Source organism: Arthrobacter sp. NPDC058097 (genome assembly GCF_042884885.1).
Lineage (GTDB): Bacteria > Actinomycetota > Actinomycetes > Actinomycetales > Micrococcaceae > Arthrobacter.
In genome coordinates this window covers 194,066-214,805 of record NZ_JBHVSZ010000003.1, presented here as the reverse complement: position 1 = coordinate 214,805, position 20,740 = coordinate 194,066, and the positions used below count along the sequence as shown (strand labels likewise).

Below are 20,740 nucleotides of genomic sequence, written 5' to 3'. Positions count from 1 at the left end.
GGATTCGCACAGGCCCCAGGAACTAACCCGTCAGGAACCGATGGGGTCCCGGTCCAGGATCCAGGTGTTCGTCCCGTCCTGCCGGGTGAACGTCACGGTGGTGACCAGCGCGCGGATCAAAGCCAGCCCGCGTCCCGACTCGGCATCCTCGCCGGGCATGGCGGGATCGTCGTCGTCGATGGCCGGGCTGGCGGCGCCGAAGGCGCTGACCTTGGCCCGCAGGCTCGACTGCCGGATGCAGATGTCCACACCCAGTTCCACGGGGTCCTCTGACTCGGGCTTCGCATGCTGAACCACGTTGGCGGCGGCCTCGATCACGGCGGTGGCGAAGGTCATCCGGTCCATATCGGGAACGAAGGGGGCATCCTCCCAGAGGCCGTCCAACTCGCCGTGCACTGCATCGACGGACTCGGGAGTGGCAACGCTCCGGAAGTTCCGGCGGGCCAGGACGTCAGTCATTGCCGAACGCCTCGTCAGCGGTGGCATAGGACGTCAGCACGCGGTCCATGCTGGTCAGCTCCAGGACCATCTTTACCTGCGGCTGGACGGCGGCGATGCGGAGGTCGCCGCCTGCCTGCCGGGCCGCCTTCAGGCAGCCGATGAGGGCGCCGAGTCCCGAGGAATCCATGAATGCAGTATCTTCAAGATTCACAACGATCCGGCTGGATCCCGAGGCAACAACGTCCGCCACGAACTCCCGCAGCTTGGGCGCAGACACCATGTTCAGGCGGCCGGCCGCCCTGATTTCGGCGTACGAATCCTTGACCTCGTAACTAAGATCCATCCGTCTTCCTCTCTTCGATCAAACCCTCTGCTTCAAAACCCTCTGCTTCAAAACCCTTAGGCTCAAAACCCTCTGCTTCAAAACCCTTGTACAGCACGGCCCGGACCAGGATGCTCATAACCACGAGGTCGAACACCACCCAGGCCACGTTGACCAGCGTACCGATCGGTTCGGACATCCCGGCGGCAAGCCGCGCGATGCCCACCACCGAGGAAATGGCCAGCAGCACGGACACCACAATCTGCGGCCGGATCAGGCTCCAGCTGGGGCCCCCGGTCTGGCGGTCCTTGGGGGTGACGGCGAACCCCAGGGGGCGTCCGAACCAGACGTTCCGGGCCGCCGTCGTACATGCCTTGATCCAGGTGGGGAACAGCGCAAGGCTGTACTGCTGCCCGCGCCAGGTGGGGATGCCGCGGCCGGCAATGGCAAACAGCAGCTGGTTGACCACCATGAACGGAATGAACCGGATGAAGAAGTCGGCGCTGAGGCTGGTGACCGGCAGGATCCCGAGCAGCAGGTAGACGATGGGGGCGGCAAAGTAGATCACCGCGGCGAAACCGCTCAGGTACGTCCACATGGTGGCGAAGTACATGAGCCGCTGGCCCAGTTTCAGGCCGTGCTGCACCAGCGGGTTTTCGCGGAGCATCACCTGGATGGTGCCCTGCGCCCAGCGCAGCCGCTGCGTCAGCATGGTGGCGAGATCCTCCGGCGCGAGGCCGTAGGCGAGGACCTCGTGGTGGTAGACGCTCTCCCATCCCATGCCGTGGATGCGCATGGCCGTGGCCATGTCCTCGGTCACGGAGATGGTGGCCAGCGGCATGACGGGCTGGGCTTCGCCGGTGCGTTCCACGGAGAGGGCGTCCAGCACGGCCTGCACCGATTCGATGGCACCCAGCGGGGACCAGTCCCGCGCGGACATGCGCTGCACCGCGTCGTCGGCCACAACGGGGACGCCGGAATCACCCACGTGCGCCAGTTCCATGGCGGCGATTTCCTCAAGGTCTGCCTGCAGCGCTGACACATCTGCCTGGACGAGGGCCTGGACAGCCTCGTCCACCTTCCGGCGCACCCGGTAGGTGATCTCGCTGAGGGATTCCCCGTCGTCGAGCCTACTCCGGGCCTCCGTGGTGGCGGCCTCCACCTCGTCCAGCATCTGGGCCACGAGGAGGTTGTCCGAATCGGCCGACTTCCGGGCCTTGCGGATGGCCGACTGGGAGGCGGCCAGGGCGCGGCGGATGCTCTTTTCCGTCTCCTTGACGTATCCCACCAGGCCAAGCTGCATGAGGGCCTCGCGGCGGAGGATGGCGTTGGAGCCGCAGAAGAAGGCCGCGTTCCAGCCGTCCTTGCCCTGCTGGATGGGGCCATAGAACAGCGGCGCCTGGCTGCCCAGGGGATCGGAGGCGGGGACGTTGCTGAAGTACTGCGGCGTCTGCACCAGTGCAACCTTGGGGTTGGTGAAGTAGCCGAGCGTCTTGTCGAGGATGTCCGGCTCGGGGATCTGGTCGGCGTCGAGGATCAGCAGGAACTCGCCCTCGGTGACCATCAGGGCGTTGTTGAGGTTGCCGGCCTTCGCGTGCCGGGGCATGTTCTTCCAGTCCGCGCTGCGGGTGACATACCCCAGCCCGTGCTCCTCGGCGAGGCGCTGCATCTCGGGGCGGGCGCCGTCGTCGAGGATCCAGGTGCTGTGCGGATGCCGGATGCGCTTCGCCGCGAGGGCCGTGGTCATCACGAGGTCCAGCGGCTCGTTGTACGTGGTGATGAAGACGTCCACGGTGGCGTCGGCTGGAGGCGGCGGCGCGGCCTTGCGGATTTTCAGGCGCCACACGGTCATGCCGAACAGCATGACGTCGATCAGGCTGTAGGTCTCCGCGGCCACGAGCGGCACGGCGATCCACCAGGCCTCCCAGTTCAGCGAGGCCAGCCAGCGCCAGGCGATGTAGTTGATTCCCAGGAGCACCGTCAGGAGCACCACCACGCGGGTCCAGAAACGCTTCACTGCCCAGCCGTTCCGGCAACCTCGGCCGCCGCCTGTGCCAGCGCCCGGCGCCGCACCACCACCGCGGTGACATCGTCCTCCGCGGTCTCGGCCGGGGCCAGCTGGAGCAGTGCAGCGCAGGCCGCCTCCGCGGTGGGTTGCCCGTGCGTCGCCCGGCGGACGGCATCGGTGAACTCCTCGACGGAGCCGAACACGTCAAGGACGCCGTCGCTCACGACGACGAGCGAATCGCCGGCGCCAAGCTCCAGGTCCGCTTCGGTCCAGCCGGCGTCCCCCCACGCCCCGACGGGCGGGCCGGCGGACGGAAGCCGCTGGGCACCGCCGTCGGCCTGGACGTGGATCGCCAGGCCGTGGCCGGCGTCGACGTAGCTGACCGTGCCGGAACCGGCGTGCAGCCGGGCGTGGAAGAGCGTGACGAAGGACCCGGAGATGTCAAGGTCCGACGCGATCGAGCGGCTGGCAAGGCTGAAGGCGCTGCCGAGGTCCGGCTCGTGGCGGACGGAGCGCATCACTGCCCGGGCGGTCGCCGCGATGAGGGCGGCGCCCATGCCCTTGCCCATGGCGTCGGCGAACGTCAGGTGCAGCCCGCCGGGCGTCTGGTACCAGTCGTAGAAGTCGCCGCCCACGCTGCGGGAGGGGCGGAACACGCCTGCCACCTCGTAGCCCTCCAGCCGGACCTCCTCGCGGGGAAGCAGGCTTTGCTGGACCTCGGCGGCGCGCCGGAGTTCGTTCTGGGCGGCCTCGTCCGCGGCGGGGGTACGGGAGCGGCGGAACAGCGCGTTGATCCGGGACTGGAACTCGCGCGGGCTGAAGGGCTTGTTGATGTAGTCGTCCGCCCCGTTGTCCAGGCCGGTGAGCTTGTCCAGCTCGTCCACCCTGGCCGTGAGCATGATGATGAAGGCGTCCGAGAACTCCCGCAGCCGCTTGCAGACCTCCAGCCCGTCCAGGTCGGGAAGGTTCAGGTCCAGCGTGACCAGGTCCGCTTTCGTGTTCCGGACCGCCTCGATGCCCGGGAAGCCGGCGCCGGCCTCGGTGACGTCGAAGCCTTGCTTGGACAGTACCCGGACCAGCAGGCCCCTGATATCCGGGTCGTCCTCGATCACGACGGCGCGGCGCGGCTCAGGGGTTGAAGACATGCCTCTATTAACTCCTGTCTCTGCAGACTTGTCACGCCACACCTGCAACAAGTCCAGCTATCACTTGCTGCGGTGTTCCTCCCGACGCTTCCTCAGCTTTCGCAGTCTTTCGGCCAACGCTTCCGCAATCGGTGCGGAAGGGTTGGGGTTTTTCCTGCAGGAGCCGAGGAAGCGTCTGGCGGCGGAGGGGGTGGTTGGGGGCCCTCGGAGGCCCAAGAATTGTCGAAGCTCGGAGAAGTAGGCTGGTCAGGCCGTGGCTATCCGCCGTGGAACCGTTCCGGCCGGAAGATAATCGGATATGCAGATCCTGGTGGTTGAAGACGACGAATCCGTGGCTGCCGGCGTGCTGGAGGGCCTGACCCGGGCCGGTTTCCAGGCCCGGCACGTCGCCGACGGGGCAGCGGCGCTCGCCGAGGTCCGGTCCTCCAGCCCTGACTTCGTGCTCCTTGACCTTGGGCTGCCGGACATGGACGGCACGGACGTTTGCCGGTCCATCCGCTCCCTGACCATGACGCCGATCATCGTCGTCAGTGCCCGGGACGAGGAGATCGACCGCGTGCTGGCCCTGGAACTGGGGGCCGACGACTATCTGGTGAAGCCGTTTGGCATGCGCGAACTCATCGCCCGGATCCGGGCGGTGGCCCGCCGCACGGCCGATCCGCAGTCCGAGACCGCCCCGCCGGCCGACGGCACCCGCGTGATCGGCACCCTGAGCATCGACCAGCGCTCCCGCAGGGTGCTGGTGGACGGCACCGAAATCCACCTCACCGCCAAGGAGTTCGAGCTCCTGTACTACCTGGCCGAGGATCCCGGCGCCGTATGCCAGCGCGGCGACATCCTTCGTGCCGTGTGGGACGGCACCTGGTACGGAACCACCAAGACCCTGGACGCGCACGTGGCCGCAATCCGGAAGAAGCTCGGCGACCCCCGCTGGATCGAGGCGGTGCGCGGCGTCGGATTCAGGCTGGACGTGCCCGGGTGAGGTGGCGGCTGATTGGTGCGTTCATGGCCATTACGCTCCTGGTGGTGCTGGTGCAGGACATTCCGCTCGGCAGCTACCTCGTCCGGGCGGAACGCGACCGCCTGGCCACCTCGCTGGAACGCGACGCCTTCCTGCTCAGCGGGCGGGCGCACCACCTGCTGGAATCCGGTGTCTCTGCCTCCGGGCCGGTGACCACCGCCGTCCGGGATTACGGGCGCGCCAGCGGCGCCCGCGTCGTAATTGTGGACCGTGCCGGGACGGCGGTAGTGACGTCCGACGACGACCAGTCGGCCACCGGTGCCTCATACCTTTCGCGCCCCGAGATTTCCGCGGCGCTCGCCGGCCAGATCACCTCCGGCCAGCGCCACTCGGACACGCTGGGGTTCGACCTGGTGTACGTCACGGTTCCCGTCCTCAGTGGCGAGAACATCACCGGGGCGGTGCGCCTGACCTATCCGGCCTCCGTGGTGGACGACAGGGTGTCCGGCCAGCTCAGGGTGATGTGGGCGGTAGCGGGCACCACCGTGCTGCTCGCCGGACTGCTGGCCTACCTGATGGCTGGCGCCGTGACGCGGCGGATCAAGCGGCTGCAGAAAGCCACGGAGCTGCTGGCGGAAGGCAATCTGGCCACCCGCACCGAGGAGGAGCAGGGGCCGCCGGAGCTGCGCGCACTGGCCCGGTCCTTCAACCAGATGGCCGACCGCCTGGAGCACCTGTTGCAGCAGCAGCGCGGATTTGCCAGCGACGCGTCGCACCAGCTGCGCACCCCGCTGACAGGACTGCGGCTGCGGCTGGAGAACGCCGTGGACGCCGTCGGCAACGATCCCGAGGGCGCTCGCGTCATGGTGGCTGACTCGCTGGAGGAGACGTACCGGCTGCAGCGGATCATTGACGGACTGCTCCTCCTGAGCCGAGCGGACAGCCGCCATGTGGACCGGGAGGACGTGGACCTCAGCGAGATCGCCCGGAACCGCGTGGAGCAGTGGGAGGCCCTGGCCGAGGAAAGCGGGGTGCGGACGGTGCTGGACGCTGTTCCGGAGGCCAGGGTGATGGCCATGCCCGGCGCAGCAGAACAGATCATCGACAACCTCATCGACAACGCCCTGGCCGTGGCCCCCCAGGGCTCGGAGATCCGCCTGGTGGTCCGGCCGGACGGAGCCTCCGGAGGCTATGAGCTTCACGTGCTCGACGACGGTCCCGGGCTTTCCGAGGAGGACCGGCACCGGGCTTTCAACCGCTTTTGGCGCGGCCAGTCGACGTCCGAGGGCAGCGGCCTGGGCCTGGCCATCGTCCAGCAGCTCGCCGAGGCCAGCGGCGCGGCGGCGTCCCTCGAAGCCAGGCCTGACTCCCCGGGCCTGGATGCCCGCGTCAAGTTCAAGTCCGCACCGCGCCCCTGACACCCCACTCGTGGACAGCAGATGCACCATAACGGGTTTAGCCATAGTCTGGCTCAGTGGATACAGGCACCGTGAAATCCGGCGAACAGGTTGACAGGCAAGCGCGCATTCTCGAAGCGGCGCTGGACCTGCTGTCACGCCACGGCATCTCGGGTGTGAGTATGCGCGCCGTTGCCCGCGAAGCCGGGGTGGCGCTCGGGCTCGTGAACTACTACTACGAAGACAAGTCGAGCCTGATCCGTGCGGCCCTGCACCGGATTGACGAGAGCGACCTTGAACTGGTGGCGCCCGACCCGGCATCGTCCCCGGACGAACAGCTCCAAAAGGCCCTCCGGCGCGTTGCGGACCCGGAACTGCTGACCACGCAGCACCTGTCCCTCCGCCTCCACCTGTGGGCGCTCGCGCAGGCCGACGAAGACTTTGCGCTGATCAATGCGGCAGCCTTTGACCGCTATCTGGATGGGCTCGCGGCCCTGATCGGGAATGCCAAACCAGAGCTTTCCGCCACTGAATGCAAGGAGCGGGCGGCGGATATCGTCGTCGTGCAGAACGGCATGTGGCTCACTGCCCTCCTTGGCGTGGACGAGGCATCGATCCAGCGGAGCCTCGCGCGCACGGAGCAGATCGCCTTCGCCGCGTAGCGGCAACAAGCCCAAGCGGCAACAAGCCCTAACCAAAACCCGAACACCCCGGCCCTGGCAGACCTGTGCCCAAAAAATACTTGAACATCGGTTCAGTTTTAACCTTGAACACTTGTTCAATCTGCACTAATCTGCTTGTGTATGACCTACACCACACAAGCGGGGCCCCCGCGGAAATAACGGCGTTTCATCGGCGGCTTCCGGACTGCGGCTCAGGAAAAACACCACCAGCCGCACTCCCTGACCATCTCGTCAAACCCCACCGCCAGCTTCCTCCGGACGATGAGTAATCCGCTCCGGCAGGTGACCTGCACCAGGTAGAAGGAGATTTTGCATGACACAGACCAATTACGACTACGTCATCGTCGGCGGCGGAAGCGCGGGCTCCGTGCTCGCCAACCGCCTGAGCGACGGAGGCCAGAGCAGCGTCCTGGTCCTGGAGGCCGGTCGGAGCGACTACCCCTGGGACCTTTTCATCCAGATGCCCGCCGCGCTGACCTTCCCCAGCGGCAACCCGTTCTATGACTGGCGCTACGAGTCCGATCCCGAGCCCCACATGGGCGGCCGGCGCGTGGCTCACGCCCGCGGCAAGGTTCTGGGCGGCTCGAGCTCCATCAACGGCATGATCTTCCAGCGCGGCAACCCGCTCGACTACGAGCGCTGGGGCGCCGACGCCGGCATGGAAACCTGGGACTTCGCGCACTGCCTGCCGTACTTCAACCGGATGGAAAACGCGCTCGCCGCCGACCCCGACGATGAACTGCGCGGACACTCCGGCCCGCTGGTGCTGGAGCGCGGCCCCGCCACCAACCCGCTGTTCCAGGCCTTCTTCGCCGCCGCCCAAGAGGCCGGCTACCCGCTGACCGACGACGTCAACGGCTACCGCCAGGAAGGCTTCGCCGCGTTCGACCGGAACGTCCACAAGGGCCAGCGCCTCTCCGCCTCCCGCGCCTACCTGCGGCCGGAATTCGGCCGGAAGAACCTGACCGTCCTGACCCGCGCCCTCGTCACCAAGGTCAACTTCAAGGGCAACGTGGCCACCGGCGTCACCTACCGCCGCAACGGCAAGACCCACCAGGTGACCGCGGGCGAAGTGATCCTGGCCGGCGGCGCCATCAACACTCCGCAGCTGCTGCAGCTCTCCGGCGTGGGAAACGCTGCCCACCTGAACTCGCTGGGCATCAACTCCGTGGTGAACCTTCCCGGCGTCGGCGAAAACCTCCAGGACCACCTCGAGGTCTACATCCAGCACGCCTGCACCCAGCCGGTCTCGATGCAGCCGGCCCTGGACGTCTGGCGCATGCCGTGGATCGGCCTGCAGTGGATGCTGGGACGCAAGGGTCCGGCCGCCACCAACCACTTCGAGGGCGGCGGCTTCGTCCGCTCCAACGAGGACGTGGACTACCCCAACCTGATGTTCCACTTCCTCCCGGTGGCCGTCCGTTACGACGGCCAGAAGGCGGACGCCAAGCACGGTTACCAGGTGCACATCGGGCCCATGTACTCCGACGCCCGAGGCAGCCTGAAGATCAAGTCCACCGATCCCACGGTGCACCCGTCGATGATCTTCAACTACCTCTCCACCGACCAGGACCGCCGCGAGTGGGTCGAGGCGATCCACGTCGCCCGCGACATCCTCGGCCAGTCCGCCATGGGGCCCTTCAACGGCGGCGAGCTTTCGCCCGGCCGCGCCGTGCAGACCGACGCGGAGATCCTCGACTGGGTGGCCCGCGACGCCGAGACGGCGCTGCACCCCTCCTGCACCGCGAAGATGGGCCCGGACTCGGATCCCATGGCCGTGGTGAACCCGCTGGACATGACCGTGCACGGCACCAGCGGCCTCCGCGTGGTGGACGCCTCGGCCATGCCCTACGTCACCAACGGCAACATCTACGCCCCGGTGATGATGCTCGCCGAAAAGGCGGCCGACCTGATTGCCGGCAAAGCACCGCTCGCACCCCAGCACGCCGAGTTCTACCGGCACGGCGTGAGCCCGCTGGAACGCAGCGGATCTGCGCCGGCAGCAGCCGCCTTGGCAGCGAAGGGCTAAGGGCATGAGCGTGACAATCGATACCAAGCTTGAGCTCGCCCGGGGACTGTACATCGACGGCGAATGGCAACAGCCGTCCGACGGCGGGACCACCGTTGTGCGGTGCCCGGCGGACGGGCGGGAGGTCGCTGTGGTCGCGAAGTCCACGGCGGAGGACGCGGAGCGGGCGATCGCCAGTGCACGGGCCGCGTTCGACGACGGACCGTGGCGGCGGCTGACGGACATCGAGCGCGGTGCGGTCATGCTTCGTGTCGCGGACCTCCTTGAGCGTGACAAGGCCGCCTATGCGCGGGCCGAGGCGCTGGACACGGGCAAGCGGCTCGTGGAGGCAGAGTACGACATGGACGATATCGCCGCGTGCTTCCGGTACTACGGCAAGATCGCCGGGCTGGACGCCGGCCGGGTCATCGACACCGGCCGGGCGGACGCCATCAGCCGTGTGGTTTACGAACCGCTCGGGGTCTGCGCGCTGATTGCGCCGTGGAACTACCCGCTGCTGCAGGCGGCGTGGAAGGTCGCGCCGGCACTGGTCACCGGGAACTCGTTCGTGCTCAAGCCCAGCGAGCTCACGCCGTCCACCTCGATCCTGCTCATGGAGACCCTCGCAGAGGCAGGCGTCCCCGCCGGCGTCGCGAACCTGGTCACCGGGTCCGGGTCGAAAGTGGGCGGACCGCTCAGCTCCGACCCGCGAGTCGACCTCGTCTCCCTGACGGGAAGTTTGGCCACGGGGCAGACGATCATGGCCGCCGCTGCCGAAACCGTGAAGCGGGTGGCGTTCGAGCTTGGCGGGAAGAACCCCAACGTCGTCTTCGCGGACGCGGACTGGGACGCCGCCGTCGACAACGCCCTGACCGCGGTGTTCCTGCACTCCGGTCAGGTCTGCTCGGCAGGAGCACGGCTCGTCGTCGAGGAGACCATCGCCGAGCGCTTCGTGGCCGAGGTGGTCGAGCGGGCGAAGAAGATCCGGATGGGCGGGCCCTTCGATTCCGACGCCGAAACGGGGCCGCTGATCTCGACCAGGCACCGGGACCAGGTCCACGCCTACGTCCAGGCCGGTATCGCCGAGGGCGCGGAGCTGCTGTGCGGCGGCTACATCCCCGATGACGGGCCGCTCGCCGACGGGTACTTCTACCCGCCCACCGTACTTGGCAACTGCAGGTCCGGGATGAGCGTGCTGCAGGAAGAATCGTTCGGCCCGGTGCTGACGGTCGAGACGTTTCGGACCGAGGCCGAGGCCATCGGGATCGCGAACGACACCGAGTACGGCCTGGCCGGCGCGGTGTGGACCTCGGACGCATCCAAAGCCCAGCGGGTCGCGGGCGCCCTCCGCCACGGCACGGTGTGGATCAATGACTACCACCCCTACGTCCCGCAGGCCGAATGGGGCGGTTTCGGGAAGTCCGGAATCGGCCGTGAGCTCGGCCAGGCAGGCCTGGCTGAGTACCGCGAAGCCAAGCACATCTGGCAGAACGTCGCCCCCGCCCCGAGCGGCTGGTTCGGCGCAGCTGGCTAGGCATCAACTTTGGGGGAAGACGGCCGGGCGCTGCAGCGCGGTGCCCGGCCGTCGATACACCTGCGTGAATCCACCTGCGTGTGACTTCACGTGCGTGTAGTGTTACCCGCGTCCAAAGGCGGCCGCGGGTCATCACCATCGTGCTTTTCTTACTTAGGAGTTCAGATGTTGGAACCCAGCAAGAGTACTGATTCAAGCGGCATGGACGAGTTCGGCTATGCCCAGACCCTGGACCGGAGCATCGGCAAGTTCGCCAGCTTCGCCGCCGGCGTCAGCTACATCTCCATCCTCACCGGCGTTTTTCAACTGTTCTACTTTGGTTTCTCCATGGCCGGCCCCGCATACGCGTGGTCCTGGCCCATCGTTTTCGTCGGCCAGCTGATGGTGGCGCTGTGCTTTGCCGAACTGGCAGGCCGCTACCCCGTGGCCGGCTCGGTCTACAACTGGGCCAAGCGCCTCGCCTCCGGGACCTCGGCCTGGCTCGCCGGCTGGCTGCTGCTGCTGTCCTCCATCATGGCGCTGGGGTCCGTGGCGCTGGCGCTGCAGATCACCCTGCCGCAGCTGTGGTCCGGATTCCAGATCGTCGGCGACGGCACCGGCACGTACGACTTCGCCCTTAACGGGGTTCTGCTCGCCACCATCATGATCACCATCTCCACCCTCATCAACGCGTTCGGCGTGAAGCTCATGACCCGGATCAACAGCATCGGCGTGTTCGTCGAGCTGATCGCGGCCGTGCTGCTCATCCTCGCGCTGGGTTGGCACGTGGTCCGGGGACCCGGGGTCTTCTTCGACACCGCCGGCTTCGGCGAGGGCCACGACCTCGGCTTCTTCGGCGTCTTCCTCATCGGGGCCATGGCCTCCGGCTACGTCATGTACGGCTTCGACACCGCCAGCTCCCTCGGTGAGGAAACCAAGGACCCGAAGCGGACTGCCCCCAAGGCCATCCTGCGCGCCGTCACCGCGTCCTTCCTGCTGGGCGGGCTGATCCTGCTCTTCGGCATCCTGGCCGCGCCGGACCTCACCGACCCCAAGATCGGAGCTGCCGACGGAGGCCTGCAGCACATCGTGCTCTCCGTCCTGGGTGGCCCCTTCGGCAAGGCCTTCCTGGTGTGCATCGTCGTTGCCGTGGTGGTCTGCACGCTGGCCGTCCACGCCGCCGCCATCCGGATGATGTTCGCCATGGCCCGGGACAACAACCTGCCCTTCAGCCGCCAGCTCAGCAAGGTGGACCCGGTCCGCAAGACCCCCACCGTGGCAGCCATCGTGATCGGCGTCCTGGCCGTCATCCCGCTGCTCGTCAACATCACGCAGCCTGCCATCTTCACCATTCTGTCCAGCATTAGCATCGTCCTGATCTACCTGTCCTACCTGCTGGTGACCGTCCCCATGCTGCGCAAGCGCCTGGTGAAGAAGTGGCCGGGCACCGGGGACCACTCCGAGACCGGCTTCAGCATGGGCAAGTGGGGACTGCCCGTGAACATCCTGGCGGTCCTGTGGGGCGGCGCCATGACGGTGAACCTGATCTGGCCCCGCCCCGAGATCTACAACTCGGTGCCGCCGTTCGAGTGGTACCTGCAATGGGGCGGGGTCCTCTTCGTCGCCGCCGTTACCGGCGGCGGTGCGCTGCTCTACCGCCTGAAGATCAGGCACCAGACGGGGGTCCTCGCCGAGCACGCTGCCCCGGCTACGATCCCGGTCCCGGTGCCCGCGCAGGAGCCGCCCGCCGGCCTCGACGCCAGCAGCACGGGGAGTGGAATGTCCGGTCCTCGGGACGGGGATTTCGAACCGCAGCAAGTCGGTTAGATTGGGCTGAGGTGCCGCAGCCAAAGGGCCCCCGGGCCCAGGAAAGGAATGTGACCTTATGGTTCATAGAGTGAAGGCAGTTGTTGTCAGGGCGAAGGATGCTCCGGTGTCGGTGGAGACGGTTCTGGTGCCGGATCCGGGTCCGGGTGAGGCTTTGGTTGATGTTCTGACGTGCGGGGTGTGCCATACGGATCTGCATTACAAGCTGGGTGGTATTGGGGATGAGTTCCCGTATCTGCTGGGCCATGAGGCGACCGGTGTTGTGTCCGCGGTGGGTGAGGGTGTGACGGAGGTGGCTCCGGGGGACCGGGTGATCCTGAACTGGCGTGCGGTGTGCGGGCAGTGCCGGGCGTGTGCGAAGGGCCAGCCGCAGTATTGTTTCAACACGGCCAACGCGGCGCAGAAGATGACGCTGGAGGACGGGACCGTGCTGTCTCCGGCGCTGGGGATCGGGGCGTTCGCGGAGAAGACGCTGGTTGCTGCGGGGCAGTGCACCAAGGTTGATGAGGACGCGGACCCGGCCGCCGTGGGTTTGCTGGGCTGTGGTGTGATGGCCGGGATCGGGGCGGCGATCAACACCGGTGAGGTCAGGCGCGGCGAGTCGGTGGCCGTGATCGGCTGCGGCGGGGTCGGGATCGCGGCGATCGCCGGGGCGAAGCTCGCCGGCGCGACGACGATCATTGCCGTGGACATTGATGAGAACAAGATCGAGATGGCCAAGTCTTTGGGCGCGACGCACGGGGTGAACTCCCGCACCGCTGACCCGGTCGAGGCGATCCGGGAACTGACGGGCGGGAACGGCGCGGACGTGGTGATCGAGGCCGTGGGACGCCCGGAAACCTATAAGCAGGCGTTCTACGCCCGCGACCTGGCCGGCCGGGTGGTCCTGGTCGGTGTCCCGACCCCGGAGATGGTGCTGGAGTTGCCGTTGCTGGATGTGTTCGGGCGGGGCGGGTCGCTGAAGTCCTCCTGGTACGGGGACTGCCTGCCCTCCCGGGATTTCCCGATGCTTGTCTCCCACTACAAGCAGGGGAACCTGGACCTGGACGCGTTCGTGTCCGAACGGATCACGATCGACCAGGTCGAGGAAGCGTTCGACAAAATGCACGAAGGCAAGGTCCTGCGCTCCGTCGTCGAAATCCAGCCCGCCACCCACACCCGGCAGACCGAAACCCGGTCCGCCGCAGCCCGGTCCGCCGCAGCCCAGGGAGCCGGCGCATGAGCGTCAGGATCGAGAACCTGGTCACCTCGGGGACGTTCTCGCTGGACGGCGGGACCTGGGATGTGGACAACAACGTCTGGATCGTGGGCAACGATGAGGAGTGCGTGGTCATTGATTCCCCGCACGACGCCACCGCGATCATCAACGCCGTGGCCGGCCGGAAGGTCCTCGCGGTCCTGCTCACGCACGCGCACAACGACCACATCGGCGCCGCCCGCGAACTCGCCCAGGCGGTCGGTGCCCCGGTCTGGCTGAACCCGGAGGACCAGGTCCTCTGGGAACAGGTCTACCCCGGCACCACCCCGGACCGGGCCATCAGGGACGGGGACGAGTTCCAGGTCGCCGGCGCCACGCTGAAGGCGATCCACACCCCGGGCCACTCACCCGGGTCCACCTGCTTCCACCTCGACACCGAAGGGACCGTGTTCACCGGCGACACCCTGTTCAACGGCGGACCCGGCGCCACCGGCCGCTCCTACAGCGACTACCCCACCATCCTGACCTCCATCCGCGAACGGCTCCTCACCCTGCCCGCGGACACCATCGTCAGGACCGGACACGGCGAGAACACCACCATCGCCGCCGAACGCGAAACCCTCGCCAAAGCCACCCAATAAACAGGTGGCACAGTAAGAACAATGACAAGATCGCCACACGAAGGCGCGCCAGGAATGCCTGGCGCGCCTTCGTGGCGATCAAAACAGGCACGAAAGCAGCCGGTTAGGAAGTTGGAACAATGAAGTTCGGGAAGCAGCCCGCCCCCGTCGCGGACATCAACGAGGACGAGCTTGAAGTCCACAAGCCGAAGACCGAAGCCGCCGGCGTCAAAGCCGTGATGGTGGCGCTGGAACGCGCCGTGGCGCAGGCCGGCGTGACCCGCACGGCGCAGTCGCTGCTGCGGCTGAACCAGCGCGGCGGGTTTGACTGCCCGGGCTGTGCGTGGCCGGAGTCGGACAAGAAGCGCAAGGCCGCCGAGTTCTGCGAGAACGGCGCCAAGGCCGTGGCGGAGGAGAACACGCTGCGGACCGTGGGGGCGGAGTTCTGGGCCAGGCACTCCATCGCTGAGCTGTCCCAAAAGACCGAGTACTGGCTGGGAAACCAGGGCCGGCTCAGCGAACCGGTGGTCATCCGGGAAGGGGAGACGCACTACTCGCCTATCTCCTGGGCTGATGCCTTCGAGCTGATCGGGGAGCACATCCGGGCCACCACACCGGACCGCTGCGTCTTCTACACCTCGGGCCGCACGGCCAACGAGACGGCGTTCATGTACCAGCTGTTCGCCCGGTCCCTGGGCACCAACAACCTGCCGGACTGCTCCAACATGTGCCACGAGTCCTCCGGTTCCGCGCTGAACCCGACCATCGGCATCGGCAAGGGCACGGTATCGCTGGATGACATCCACGACGCCGAGCTGATCTTCGTCGTGGGCCAGAACCCCGGCACCAACCACCCCCGCATGCTGTCCGCGCTGAAGGAGTGCAAGGACAAGGGCGGCAAGGTGGTGGCCGTGAACCCGCTGCCCGAGGCCGGCCTGTTCAACTTCCGCGACCCCCAGACGCTCTCCGGCGTGGTGGGCGGCGGCACGCCGCTGGCCGACGAATACCTGCAGATCAAGGTGGGCGGCGACCTCGCGCTGTTCCAGGCACTGGGCCACCTGCTCCTGAAAGCCGAAGAGCAGAACCCGGGCACCGTCGTCGACCGTTCCTTCATTGACGCGCAGACCGACGGCTTTGACGCGTACGTCGCAGCCCGCCAGGAGCTCGACTGGGAGGAGACGGAGCTGGCCACCGGCCTGAGCCGGCAGCAGATCGAGACCGTGGCCGGGATGCTGGTGAAGTCCAAGGCCAGCATCTTCTGCTGGGCGCTGGGCGTCACGCAGCAGCCGCACTCGGTGGACACCATCAAGGAAATGGTCAACGTCCTGCTGCTGCAGGGCAACTTCGGCAAGCCCGGCGCCGGTGCGTGCCCCGTGCGCGGACATTCCAATGTCCAGGGCGACCGGACCATGGGCATCTGGGAGAAGCCGAAGGAATGGCTTCTGGAGGCCCTGGACAAGGAGTTCGGCATCCAGTCCCCGCGGCACCACGGCCACGACGCCGTCGAGTCCATGGAGGCGTTCGAGCGCGACGAGGTGGATGTGTTCGTGTCCATGGGCGGGAACTTCTCGCTGGCGTGCTCGGACACGGAAACCCTGGAAGCCGGGATGCAGCGGATTGGCCTGACCGTCCACATCTCCACCAAGCCGAACCGGTCGCACATCGTGCACGGCCGCACCTCGCTTATCCTTCCCACGCTGGGGCGGACGGACAAGGACGACAAGCACCCCAAGGGCGCCCAGTTCCTGTCCGTTGAGGACTCCATGTCCGTGGTCCACTCCACCCAGGGCCGGCTCACGCCGGTCTCCGACCACCTGCTCGCCGAGCCGGTGATCGTGGCCCGGATGGCCGAGGCCACCTTTGGCCCGGACCACTCCGTGGACTGGAAGGCCATGGCCGAGGACTACGACGTGGTCCGCGACCACATCGCCCGGGTCCTGCCCGGGTTCGAGGACTTCAACGCCAGGGTTCGGACCAGGAACGGCTTCGTGCTGCCCAACCCGCCCCGGGACACCCGTTCCTTCGCCACGGACATTGGCCGGGGCCGGTTCACGGTCAGCCCGCTGGAGTACCTGACGCCGCCGGCCGGCCACCTCGTGCTGCAGACCATCCGCAGCCACGACCAGTACAACACCACGTTCTACGGCCTCGACGACCGGTACCGCGGGATCTCCGACGGCCGCCGCGTGATCCTGGTGCACCCGGAGGACCTCGCCGAGCAGGGCTTCAAGGACCGCGACCTCGTGGACGTGGTGAGCACGTTCCAGGGCAATGACCGCCGCGCGGAGAAGTTCCGCCTGGTTGCCTACCCGACGGCGAAGGGCTGCGCCGCTGCGTACTTCCCCGAGGCCAACGCCCTGGTCCACAAGGAAAACGTGGCCCGCGTGTCCAACACCCCCGGGTTCAAGGCCATGTTCGTCCGCTTCGAACCGCACGCCGGGGGCGTCGCCGCCGCGGAGGCTGCTGAGGCGGCAGGCCTTGAGGCCGCTGCGGCCCGCTAGCAGGTCCAACACCCGCTGGTACTCCCAACCAGGGTTCCAGGCAGAACGGCCCCGTTTCCTTCCGGAAGCGGGGCCGTTCGCTTGGGCCTTTTCCCGTGCAACCCGGCGCCCCGCCGTCCTGACCCCCTATTAACCAAAAACGACGGCGACACTCCGGACTTGCCGGTGTGTCGCCGTCGTTCTTTCTGCAAACAGGGTCAGGACGGCCCCCGAGAGGTGTCAGCCGCGGAGGCGCTCCATGCCAGGGTCGAACAGCGGCTCGGCGCTGACCGTGGCCGCGACGCGGCTGCCGAAGTACTCGATCTCCACGGCGTCACCCTCCGAGACAGCGGCGGGCAGCCAGGCGTAGGCGATTGGCTTGCGGATGGAGTAGCCGTACGCCGCGCTGGTGGCGTAACCGGAGGCCACCCCGTCCACGTACACGGGTTCCTTGCCCAGCACGATGGACGTTCCGTCGTCGACCGTCAGGCAGCGCAGCACCTTCTCGGCCGGCTGTTCCTTGAGCGCCACCAGGGCCTCGGCCCCCACGTAGCCTTCCTTGTCCTTCGCCACCGAGAAGCCGAGGCCGGACTGGTACGGGTTGTGCTCGGTGTTCATGTCCGTGCCCCAGAGCCGGTAGCCCTTCTCCAGGCGCAGGCTGTTGAAGGCGCCGCGGCCGGCGGCGATGATGCCGTGCTCCTGTCCGGCTTCGAACAGCAGGTCCCAGAGCTTGAGGCCGTATTCGGCGGTGGTGTACAGCTCCCAGCCAAGTTCGCCCACGTAGGACAGCCGCATGGCCGTGACGGGGATGCCGCCCACCGAAATTTCCTTGGTGCGGAAGTACTTCAGGCCGTCATTGCTGAGATCGTCCGCGCTGACTTTGGCGATCACTTCGCGCGCCAGCGGGCCCCACAGGCCGATGCAGCAGGTGCTGCCCGTGATGTCGGTGACGTGCACCCATTTCGCCGGGTCGGCGGCCGACTGCTTCCGGGCCTCCACGCGCAGGTAGTCGAAGTCCACGTTGCTGTTCACGCCGAGCTGGAAGTCCTCCTCCCCGAGCCGTGCGACGGTCACGTCGCTGCGGATGCCGCCGTCGTGCTCCAGCAGCAGGCAGTAGGTGACGGCCCCCGGCTTCTTGGCGATATTGCCGGTGCTCAGCCGGTGCAGCAGCGCCTGGGCGCCCGGGCCGTTGACGGCCAGCCGCTTCAGCGGCGTCATGTCGTAAAGCGCGACGGCGGTCCGTGTCTTCCACGCTTCGGCCGCCGAAATGGGGGAGGAGAACATGGCGGCCCAGGGCTCGCGTTCCGGCGCCTGCCACTCGGCCGGCAGTTCGTCCAGCAGGGGGCGGTTGGCCTCGAACCAGTGCGGCCGCTCCCAGGCGGAAGCCTCGAGGAAGAACGCCCCGAGTTCCTTCTGCCGGACGTTGAACGGGCTCACGCGCAGGTCCCGCGGGGATTCCTTGGGCTGCAGCGGGTGCAGGACGTCGTAGATCTCCACGAAGTTCTGCTGCGAGGTTTCGCTGACGTACTCGTCGCTGGTCTGCACCTTCTCGAAGCGGGTGAGCTCGGTGCCGTGCAGGTCGGTGCGGGAACGGCCCTCGATGAGCAGTTCGGCCACGGCCTTGGCAACACCTGCGGAGTGGGTCACCCACACCGCCTCGGTAACGAAGAAGCCCGAGAGGTCCGGGGCTTCGCCGATCAGCGGGCCGCCGTCGGGGGTGAACGAGAAGATGCCGTTGAAGCCGTCCTCGATCGCGGCGCTCCGCAGTGCCGGCAACAGGTCCTGGCTGTCTTCCCAGGCGGGGACGAAGTCTTCCAGGGTGAAGTCCAGGCGCGAGGGCATGCGGTGGTCGGACATCTCGTCGGCGGCGACCTTGGGCAGGGCGGACATGTCCACCGGCATCGGGCGGTGGGCATAGCTGCCGATGCCGATGCGGTTGCCCCATTCGCGGTAGTACAGGTCCTTGTCCTGGTAGCGGAGGATGGGCTTGCTGGCGCCCTTGGGAAGCTCGTTGACGCCCTCGAGCTCGGCAAGGGGAGTGCTGACGACGTACTGGTGGGCCAGCGGCAGCAGCGGCACCTCCAGGCCGATCATCTTGCCGAGCTCACGGCCCCAGAAGCCGGCGCAGGAGACCACGATGTCGGCCGGAATCACGCCAGAGGAGGTCTCGACGCCGGTGACCTTGCCGCCCCACTGGGAAATGCCGGTGACGGTCGTGGAGCCGAGGTAGGTCACGCCGCGTTCCCTGGAGCGCTCGATCAGCAGCTGCACGGCACGGGCAGCAAGGGCAATGCCGTCGGTGGGGATGAGCAGGCCGGCCAGGACCTCGCGGCCGCCGGTGAGCTTGCCGGTGTTCAGCAGCGGATAGATCTTTTCGCATTCATCGGCGTCGACGATCCGGCTTTCGACGCCCCAGGAGGTCATCACACCCATCTTGCGCTTCAGGTCGGCCAGTCGCTCCGGAGTGGTTGCCAGTTCCAGGCCGCCCACCTGGTTGAAGCAGGACTGTCCGTCCTTGCTCAGGGAGAGCAGCTTGTTCACGGTGTACGTGGCGAATTCCGTCATGGTCCTGGACGGGTTGTTCTGGAACACCAGGCCGGGGGCATGCGACGTGGACCCGCCGGCCAGTTCCAGCGGGCCTTGCTCGACGACGGTGATGTTGTTCCAGCCGCGGCTGGCCAGCTCGTCCGCGAGGTTGGTGCCGACGATGCCGGCGCCGATGATGACGACGCGTGGTGATGCGCTCATGGTGTGTGGTTCTCCTGGTTCGCGTTAGCGGAAAATTAGCGGAATACGACCGTGCGGGTCTTGTTGAGCAGGACGCGGTGCTGGCAGTGCCACTTGACCGCGCGGGAGAGCGCCTGGGTCTCCGCGTCCCGGCCCACCGTCACCAGCGCATCGGGGTCCTGGGCATGGTCAACCCGGAAGACCTCCTGCTCGATGATGGGACCCTCGTCGAGGTCCGCGGTGACGTAGTGGGCGGTGGCGCCGACGAGCTTGACCCCGCGGTCGTAGGCCTGGTGGTACGGCTTCGCGCCCTTGAACCCGGGCAGGAACGAGTGGTGGATGTTGATGGCCCGTCCGCGCAGCTTTGTGCACAGATCGTCGGACAGCACCTGCATGTAGCGGGCCAGCACCACCAGGTCGGCGTCGTATTCGGCCACGAGTTCGAGCAGCCGCGCCTCGGCCTCGGGCTTGGTGCCGGCCGTCACCGGCACATGGATGAAGGGCAGCCCGGCCGCCTCGGCCATGGGCCGCAGGTCCTCGTGGTTGGAAACCACGACGGCGATCTCCGCACCCAGGCTGCCCGCCCGCCACCGGAAGATGAGGTCGTTCAGGCAGTGGCCGAACTTCGACACCATGACCAGCAGCCGCTGCGGGCGGCCGTCGTGGATGCTGAAGTCCATGCCGAACTCGCCGGCGATGGCTGCGAACTCGGAGCTGAGGCTCTCGGCGGTCTGACCGGCGTCGTCGCTGCTCTGGTCGTCGGCGCTGTGGTTGAACGCGGTGCGCAGGTAGAGCTTGCCGCTGACGTGGTCGTCGAACTGCTGGTGCTCCACGATGTCGAAGCCGCGGTCGGCCAGGAACGTGGTGATGGCGCGGACGATGCCCGGCCGTTCGGGACAGGCCAGGGTGAGGACAAATTCAGCGGTACGGGTCTTGGCACTGGCACCGGCTGCGGGCGCGCCTTCAAGGACTGTGGACAAGATTTTCTCCTAGGGAATAGCAGCAGCGGCGATGCAGTGGCAGGGCGGCTTAGACGTGGCCGTTAACGGTGAGCCCAGGGGGAAGGTTGGGCTCCTCTTCGGACTCGATGACCATGATGTCGCCATCGACAACAGTGACTTCGTGGGTGCGGACGGGAAGTTTGGCCGGCGGTGCATCAACCTGTCCGGTCCGGAGGTTGAACTTGGAGGCGTGCAGCGGGCACTCGACCTCGCAGCCTTCCACCCAGCCGTCGGTCAGCGAGGCGTCCTGGTGGGTGCAGGTGTCGTCGATGGCAAAGAGCTCGCCTTCCTCGGTGTGGAAGACGGCGATGGGCGGTGCGGTGTTCAGTCGCAGGGCTTCCCCTGGTGCCAGTTCGCTGAGCGGGCATGCCTTGTGCATTGGGGGGCCTCTTTTCTTGTTGGGAAGGTA

The 20,740-nt window shown here is 67.2% G+C and carries 16 protein-coding genes; 9 read left to right on the top strand and 7 right to left on the bottom strand.

Translation table 11 applies throughout. The annotated features are described in order from the left end of the window. Positions 1 to 30: 30 nt before the first annotated feature. From ACFVTE_RS07470 to ACFVTE_RS07455, 4 genes are read right to left on the bottom strand one after another with little or no spacing between them, the layout of a single operon-like run. Positions 31 to 459: an ATP-binding protein gene (locus tag ACFVTE_RS07470; RefSeq protein WP_387098734.1), complete on the bottom strand. Its 429-nt coding sequence runs from the start codon at positions 457 to 459 to the stop codon at positions 31 to 33. Next, the gene (locus ACFVTE_RS07465) at positions 452 to 784 is read right to left on the bottom strand and encodes an STAS domain-containing protein (RefSeq protein ID WP_387098732.1); all 333 of its coding nucleotides are present in this window, start codon (positions 782 to 784) and stop codon (positions 452 to 454) included. Before ACFVTE_RS07465 ends, ACFVTE_RS07470 begins: the two co-directional genes overlap by 8 nt. After that, a complete protein-coding gene (locus ACFVTE_RS07460; protein WP_387098730.1) occupies positions 774 to 2,780 on the bottom strand; it encodes a glycosyltransferase family 2 protein in 2,007 nt (668 codons plus the stop codon). Before ACFVTE_RS07460 ends, ACFVTE_RS07465 begins: the two co-directional genes overlap by 11 nt. Continuing rightward, complete coding sequence (locus ACFVTE_RS07455) at positions 2,777 to 3,916, bottom strand: SpoIIE family protein phosphatase (RefSeq protein ID WP_387098728.1); 1,140 nt, start codon at positions 3,914 to 3,916, stop codon at positions 2,777 to 2,779. The genes ACFVTE_RS07460 and ACFVTE_RS07455 overlap by 4 nt, the downstream gene beginning before the upstream one ends. 298 nt (positions 3,917 to 4,214) lie before the next feature. Between ACFVTE_RS07455 and ACFVTE_RS07450 the strand changes: the two genes are divergently transcribed. The 9 genes from ACFVTE_RS07450 (at position 4,215) to ACFVTE_RS07410 (ending at position 16,624) form a co-directional block, all read left to right on the top strand. Continuing rightward, positions 4,215 to 4,898: a response regulator transcription factor gene (locus ACFVTE_RS07450; protein ID WP_387098726.1), complete on the top strand. Its 684-nt coding sequence runs from the start codon at positions 4,215 to 4,217 to the stop codon at positions 4,896 to 4,898. 23 nt (positions 4,899 to 4,921) lie between these two features. Next, positions 4,922 to 6,295 (top strand): ATP-binding protein, encoded by a 1,374-nt coding sequence (locus ACFVTE_RS07445; protein ID WP_387098724.1) that lies wholly within the window; start codon positions 4,922 to 4,924, stop codon positions 6,293 to 6,295. A gap of 56 nt (positions 6,296 to 6,351) precedes the next feature. Further along, the gene (locus ACFVTE_RS07440; protein WP_387098722.1) at positions 6,352 to 6,936 is read left to right on the top strand and encodes a TetR/AcrR family transcriptional regulator; all 585 of its coding nucleotides are present in this window, start codon (positions 6,352 to 6,354) and stop codon (positions 6,934 to 6,936) included. Positions 6,937 to 7,270: 334 nt separating this feature from the next. Continuing rightward, entirely contained in the window at positions 7,271 to 8,986 is a 1,716-nt protein-coding gene (gene betA, locus ACFVTE_RS07435; protein ID WP_387098720.1) for a choline dehydrogenase, read from the top strand. Between the two features lie 4 nt (positions 8,987 to 8,990). Continuing rightward, positions 8,991 to 10,499, top strand: coding sequence for an aldehyde dehydrogenase family protein (locus tag ACFVTE_RS07430; RefSeq protein ID WP_387098718.1), 1,509 nt, complete (start codon positions 8,991 to 8,993; stop codon positions 10,497 to 10,499). Positions 10,500 to 10,664: 165 nt separating this feature from the next. Next, the gene (locus ACFVTE_RS07425; RefSeq protein ID WP_387098716.1) at positions 10,665 to 12,305 is read left to right on the top strand and encodes an APC family permease; all 1,641 of its coding nucleotides are present in this window, start codon (positions 10,665 to 10,667) and stop codon (positions 12,303 to 12,305) included. A gap of 58 nt (positions 12,306 to 12,363) precedes the next feature. Beyond that, positions 12,364 to 13,527 (top strand): S-(hydroxymethyl)mycothiol dehydrogenase, encoded by a 1,164-nt coding sequence (locus ACFVTE_RS07420; protein ID WP_387098714.1) that lies wholly within the window; start codon positions 12,364 to 12,366, stop codon positions 13,525 to 13,527. After that, complete coding sequence (locus tag ACFVTE_RS07415; RefSeq protein WP_387098712.1) at positions 13,524 to 14,144, top strand: MBL fold metallo-hydrolase; 621 nt, start codon at positions 13,524 to 13,526, stop codon at positions 14,142 to 14,144. The genes ACFVTE_RS07420 and ACFVTE_RS07415 overlap by 4 nt, the downstream gene beginning before the upstream one ends. 119 nt (positions 14,145 to 14,263) lie before the next feature. Further along, positions 14,264 to 16,624 carry an FdhF/YdeP family oxidoreductase gene (locus tag ACFVTE_RS07410; protein WP_387098710.1) on the top strand — a complete coding sequence of 787 codons (2,361 nt, stop codon included), beginning with the start codon at positions 14,264 to 14,266 and terminating at the stop codon, positions 16,622 to 16,624. A 219-nt stretch (positions 16,625 to 16,843) separates the two neighbouring features. On the opposite strand, the gene ACFVTE_RS07405 is transcribed toward ACFVTE_RS07410, so the two are convergent. The 3 genes from ACFVTE_RS07405 to ACFVTE_RS07395 are packed head-to-tail and all read right to left on the bottom strand — an operon-like array spanning position 16,844 to position 20,710. Beyond that, entirely contained in the window at positions 16,844 to 19,351 is a 2,508-nt protein-coding gene (locus ACFVTE_RS07405; RefSeq protein ID WP_387098708.1) for an FAD-dependent oxidoreductase, read from the bottom strand. A 35-nt stretch (positions 19,352 to 19,386) separates the two neighbouring features. Further along, on the bottom strand, positions 19,387 to 20,310 hold the full coding sequence (purU, locus tag ACFVTE_RS07400) for a formyltetrahydrofolate deformylase (RefSeq protein WP_387098706.1): 924 nt from the start codon (positions 20,308 to 20,310) through the stop codon (positions 19,387 to 19,389). 49 nt (positions 20,311 to 20,359) lie between these two features. Beyond that, positions 20,360 to 20,710 (bottom strand): bifunctional 3-phenylpropionate/cinnamic acid dioxygenase ferredoxin subunit, encoded by a 351-nt coding sequence (locus ACFVTE_RS07395; protein WP_387098704.1) that lies wholly within the window; start codon positions 20,708 to 20,710, stop codon positions 20,360 to 20,362. Between the last annotated feature and the right edge of the window lie 30 nt (positions 20,711 to 20,740).

Coding starts and splice junctions, on each gene's coding strand:
- ACFVTE_RS07430 (WP_387098718.1), top strand. CDS start 8,991: ATGAGCGTGACAATCGATACCAAGCTTGAGCTCGCCCGGGGACTGTAC.
- ACFVTE_RS07450 (WP_387098726.1), top strand. CDS start 4,215: ATGCAGATCCTGGTGGTTGAAGACGACGAATCCGTGGCTGCCGGCGTG.
- ACFVTE_RS07425 (WP_387098716.1), top strand. CDS start 10,665: ATGTTGGAACCCAGCAAGAGTACTGATTCAAGCGGCATGGACGAGTTC.
- ACFVTE_RS07395 (WP_387098704.1), bottom strand. CDS start 20,710: ATGCACAAGGCATGCCCGCTCAGCGAACTGGCACCAGGGGAAGCCCTG.
- ACFVTE_RS07415 (WP_387098712.1), top strand. CDS start 13,524: ATGAGCGTCAGGATCGAGAACCTGGTCACCTCGGGGACGTTCTCGCTG.
- betA (WP_387098720.1), top strand. CDS start 7,271: ATGACACAGACCAATTACGACTACGTCATCGTCGGCGGCGGAAGCGCG.
- ACFVTE_RS07445 (WP_387098724.1), top strand. CDS start 4,922: ATGGCCATTACGCTCCTGGTGGTGCTGGTGCAGGACATTCCGCTCGGC.
- ACFVTE_RS07410 (WP_387098710.1), top strand. CDS start 14,264: ATGAAGTTCGGGAAGCAGCCCGCCCCCGTCGCGGACATCAACGAGGAC.
- ACFVTE_RS07470 (WP_387098734.1), bottom strand. CDS start 459: ATGACTGACGTCCTGGCCCGCCGGAACTTCCGGAGCGTTGCCACTCCC.
- ACFVTE_RS07465 (WP_387098732.1), bottom strand. CDS start 784: ATGGATCTTAGTTACGAGGTCAAGGATTCGTACGCCGAAATCAGGGCG.
- ACFVTE_RS07455 (WP_387098728.1), bottom strand. CDS start 3,916: ATGTCTTCAACCCCTGAGCCGCGCCGCGCCGTCGTGATCGAGGACGAC.
- ACFVTE_RS07420 (WP_387098714.1), top strand. CDS start 12,364: ATGGTTCATAGAGTGAAGGCAGTTGTTGTCAGGGCGAAGGATGCTCCG.
- ACFVTE_RS07405 (WP_387098708.1), bottom strand. CDS start 19,351: ATGAGCGCATCACCACGCGTCGTCATCATCGGCGCCGGCATCGTCGGC.